At 44.9% G+C, this 4457-nt stretch carries 4 protein-coding genes and 1 pseudogene; all 5 read left to right on the forward strand.

Translation table 11 applies throughout. The annotated features are described in order from the left end of the window. Positions 1-1234, forward strand: a 1234-nt coding sequence (locus tag BJP37_RS22760) for an AAA-like domain-containing protein (protein WP_330359452.1), incomplete at its 5' end; no start/stop codon positions are given. A gap of 40 nt (positions 1235-1274) precedes the next feature. Beyond that, positions 1275-1637 (forward strand): hypothetical protein, encoded by a 363-nt coding sequence (locus BJP37_RS22765; protein WP_075902201.1) that lies wholly within the window; start codon positions 1275-1277, stop codon positions 1635-1637. A 189-nt stretch (positions 1638-1826) separates the two neighbouring features. Next, positions 1827-3698: pseudogene (locus BJP37_RS22770) on the forward strand (WD40 repeat domain-containing protein); the annotation flags it as partial. Further along, the gene (locus BJP37_RS22775; protein ID WP_075902205.1) at positions 3679-4245 is read left to right on the forward strand and encodes a Uma2 family endonuclease; all 567 of its coding nucleotides are present in this window, start codon (positions 3679-3681) and stop codon (positions 4243-4245) included. The pseudogene BJP37_RS22770 and the gene BJP37_RS22775, both read left to right, overlap by 20 nt. A 10-nt stretch (positions 4246-4255) precedes the next feature. Then, a complete protein-coding gene (locus BJP37_RS43820) occupies positions 4256-4381 on the forward strand; it encodes a hypothetical protein (RefSeq protein ID WP_269087049.1) in 126 nt (41 codons plus the stop codon). Positions 4382-4457 lie beyond the last annotated feature (76 nt).

A 4457-nucleotide genomic window follows, 5' to 3' on the forward strand; every position in this document is an offset into this window, starting at 1 on the left:
GCAACGCTTTATAATTTGTAATATACCTCCTTTTTTCTTGCACGACCTACTTAGTTTAAAATTAAATGCCCCTAGTTATGTAGAGCGTCGAGCTGATGCTGAACTTTATAACGCCTTAATTAGGGGTGAGTTTTGTTATGTGTTCAACTCCAGACAAATGGGGAAGTCTAGCTTGCGCTTACGGATCAAGCATCGACTGCAACAGGCTGGTTTTAGCTGCGCTTCTATTGATATGACCCGAATTGGTAGCGAAACGATTACTCCCCAGCAGTGGTATAAGGGATTAGTCGTTGAGTTATTAAGGAATTTTAAACTTTCCAGGAAAGTTAACTTAAAAACTTGGTGGCGTGAGCACGATGATTTATCGGAAATCCAGCGATTGAGTCGGGTAATCGAAGAGATTTTATTAGTTAACCTCAACAGTGAAAAGATTTTTATTTTTATCGATGAAATCGATAGCGTTATTAGCCTCAATTTTCCTACCGATGATTTTTTGGCTCTGATTCGAGCCTGCTATAACCAGCGAGCGGAAAATTCTGACTACAATCGCCTCACTTTTGCTTTATTTGGAGTAGCAACCCCTTCGGATTTAATTTCCCAAAGACAACGAACTCCCTTTAATATTGGTAAGGCTATTGATTTGCATGGATTTACCCTAGAAGAAGCTCAACCATTAGCATCAGGATTATTAGGATTAGTAGAAAATCCCCAAACTATTCTCAAAGAGATATTGGCTTGGACAGGAGGACAACCATTTCTGACTCAAAAGCTCTGCTATCTGGTGCAGATATCGCATCAAACGGCAATTAGTGGCTCTCTGACGATTCCCCCTGGTACGGAAGGATTTTGGTTAGAGCAGCTTGTGCGCAAGGAAATTATTGAAAACTGGGAAGCCAATGATCAACCGGAACATTTACGAACCTTACGGGAACGGATTCTCAGAAATGAACAAGGGTCTAGTCGGTTATTGGCGCTTTATCAGCAAATCTTACAACAGGGAGAAATTGCTGCGGATGACAGTTCTGAACAAATAGAATTACGGCTAAGTGGGTTAGTTGTTAAGCAGCCTGGTCAGGATAACAAAACTTCCCCAGTATTAAGAGTTTATAATCGTATTTACCAGTCTATTTTTAATCAGAATTGGGTTGAGCAAAAATTAGGGAATCTCCGACCTTATAAGCAGGTGCACAAAATTAATTACACATTTCCCAAAACTCAAAACCTTACGATGTAAGGGTTACAGAGATTGGTAGTAGGAAATTAATTTTGTTTAGGTGCTTAATCAATCCCTCAATGCTTGGTTAGCTTCTAATCGTCAGGATAATTCTCGGCTGTTGCGAGGAGAAGCTTTAGCAGAAGCCTTAAACTGGAAAGCGGGCAAACGGTTGAGCTTAGTAGATGATGAATTCTTAGCTGCTTCTCAAGAATTAAGCTGGATTGAACAGCAACGGTATTTAGAAGCAGAACGGGCTAAGGAAGTAGAAGCAAGATTAGCAGAACAGAAAAAAAGTGCCAGACGACTCAAGTTCTTGTTAATGGCAGTGGGCACAGCATTGATGGTTTCCACAGGGTTAGGGGTGACCACTTACCTGGGATATAGACGCTCAGCTATTAGCGAAATTAATGCGTTCGCGTAGCGTCGGCTTCGCCGAATCGCAAAATCCTCAGCAGCCCTCTTTGCTTCCAATCAACAATTGGACGCCCTAGTAGAAGCCATCAGAGCCAAGCAACAATTGAAAAGCTTTGGTAACGCAGACCCCGCTACGGAAACTCAAGTAGAATCCGTGCTAAGACAGGCAGTTTATGGGACTGTTGAATATAATCGCTTAGTAAAGCATAGCGATCAGGTTTGGGCAGTTGCCATTAACCAGGATGCTAATCTTATCGCTACCGCTAGTTATGATAAGACCATCAAACTCTGGACACTGGATGGTAAATTACTATCTACCCTCAACGGTCATCAAGCTGGAGTTTACGACATTGCCATTAGCCTAGACGGCAATCTAATTGCTTCCGCTAGTGACGACAAAACCGTCAAACTCTGGAAACGGGATAGTCAGGGAACGTTTCAAGCCCGACCCGATAAAACCCTCAAGGGTCATCAAGCTGGGGTTTATGGTGTTGCCATTAGCCCCGACAGCCAGATGATTGCTTCAGGGTCTGGAGACAAAACCGTTAAGCTCTGGAAAGCTGATGGTACCTTGATTACTACCCTTAAAGACCATAGCGCTACTGTTTATGGAGTGGCCATTAGCCCAGATGGTAAAACCATTGCGTCCGCGTCAGGGGACAAAACCGTTAAACTTTGGGGCTATAATGGGACATTACTAAGGACCTTTCAGGGGCATAATGATCGCGTTTACAACGTTGCCATCAGCCCAGATGGTCAAACCATTGCGTCCGCGTCAGGGGATAAAACCGTTAGACTCTGGCGTGCTGATGGCACTTTACTAAACACCCTCAACGGCCATAGCGATCGCGTTTACAACGTTGCTATCAGCCCAGATGGTCAAACCATTGCGTCCGCGAGTTGGGACGGAACCGTTAACCAGTGGAGTTGGGAAGGCACATTACTCACTACCCTCAGAGGACATCAAGATTTAGTGTACGGTGTGGCCATTACCCCAGACGGAAAAACTATTGCATCCGCGAGTTGGGATGGAACGGTCAGACTCTGGAAGCCCGATGGCATCATCCTCACCAGGCTCAGGGGGCATAATGATTTAGTTTGGGCAGTGGCCATTAGCCCAGACGGAAAAACCATTGCATCGGCGAGTTGGGATCAGACCGTTAAACTGTGGAATAAAGACGGTAGCCTACAAAAAACCCTGACTGGCCATAGCGCTAGAGTTTCAGGAATAGCCATTAGCCCCGATGGTGAGATGATTGCTTCCGCTAGTGCCGATAACACCATCAAACTCTGGCACAGAAACGGTAGCTTGCTAAAAACCTTAACAAATCATAGCAGCGCCGTTTTAGCAGTAGTCTTCAGCTCCGACGGTGAAATGATGGCGTCCGCTAGTGCTGATAAAACCATTAAGCTCTGGAAACGGGACGGTACCTTAATTAATACCCTCAAGGGCCATAGCGATCGCATTGATGGAGTAGCCTTCAGCAAGCGATGCAGCGCGGTCTTGGGGGTTTCCCCCATGAGCGACTGCATCAAGAAAGACGGGACTCTAATTGCGTCCGCCAGTTGGGATAAGACTGTCAAGCTTTGGCAGCCAGACGGAACTTTAATTACTACCCTCAAAGGACACCATGACCGAGTTTACAGCGTTGCCATCAGTCCCGACGGTGAAACCATTGCGTCCGCGAGTTGGGACAAAACCATTAAACTCTGGAAGCGGGATGGAACCTTGATTACTACCCTCAACGGTCATCAAGCAGGGGTATTAGCAGTAGTGTTTAGCCCTGACGGTAACAGAATTGCTAGCGCTAGTTATGACAAAACCGTCAAACTCTGGAAGCAGGATGGAACCCTTTTAACTACCCTGAAAGGACATAGCGATGGCGTCTTAGCCGTAGTTTTCAGCCCCGATGGTGAGATGATCGCCTCCGCCAGTGGAGACAACACTGTCATTATATGGAATTTAGATCAAGTCCTGGATTTAGACCAGTTATTAATCTATGGTTGCAATTGGATACAAGATTATTTGAACACCAACTCGGAGGTTAATGATGTTTGTCACCCTTAACTTAGAAAATGTTGATTTTACCGATCAGCAATTCTATCATCTTTGTCAAGTAAATCCAGAGTTCCAGATAGAGCGCACTGCTAAGGGAGAATTAATTATCATGCCACCAGTAGGAGGAATTAGTGGAAATCAAGAAGCAGATTTTATTACCGAATTAACGATTTGGAACCGTCAAAATAAACTAGGAAAAGTTTTCAGTTCCTCCACCATGTTTAAACTACCTAACGGCGGAGATAGATCCCCCGATGCAGCTTGGGTAAAGTTAGACCGTTGGCAAGCCCTCACCCCAGAACAACAGCAAAAATTTCCCCCGATTTGTCCTGATTTTGTGATTGAATTGCATTCACGGACAGATACACTTAAGTCTCTACAAGACAAGATGAAAGAATACCTCAACAGTGGCTTACAACTAGGTTGGTTAATTAACCCTCAGAATCAGCAAGTAGAAATATACCGTCCCAATCAACCAGTAGAAATAGTTGGATTTCCAGTTAGTTTATCTGGGGAAGAGGTACTACCTGGATTTGTTTTGACAGTACCCCTTTGAAGAAGAGAGTGTGGGGAGATGGGGAGATGGGGAGATGGGGAGATGGGAAGATGGGGAGATGGGGAGATGGGGAGATGGGGAGATGGGGAGATGGGGAGATTTGATTAAGGGTAATTATGTTGGCGTTGCTGAATAATGGAATGATTTTAAGAGTTTTGTGGAATGGGCATCTTGCGTGGAAGCGATGCAGCGCGGTCTTGGGGGTTTCCCCC

Origin of the sequence: Moorena bouillonii PNG, from assembly GCF_001942495.1 — a bacterium.
Classification (GTDB): Bacteria; Cyanobacteriota; Cyanobacteriia; order Cyanobacteriales; family Coleofasciculaceae; genus Moorena; species Moorena bouillonii.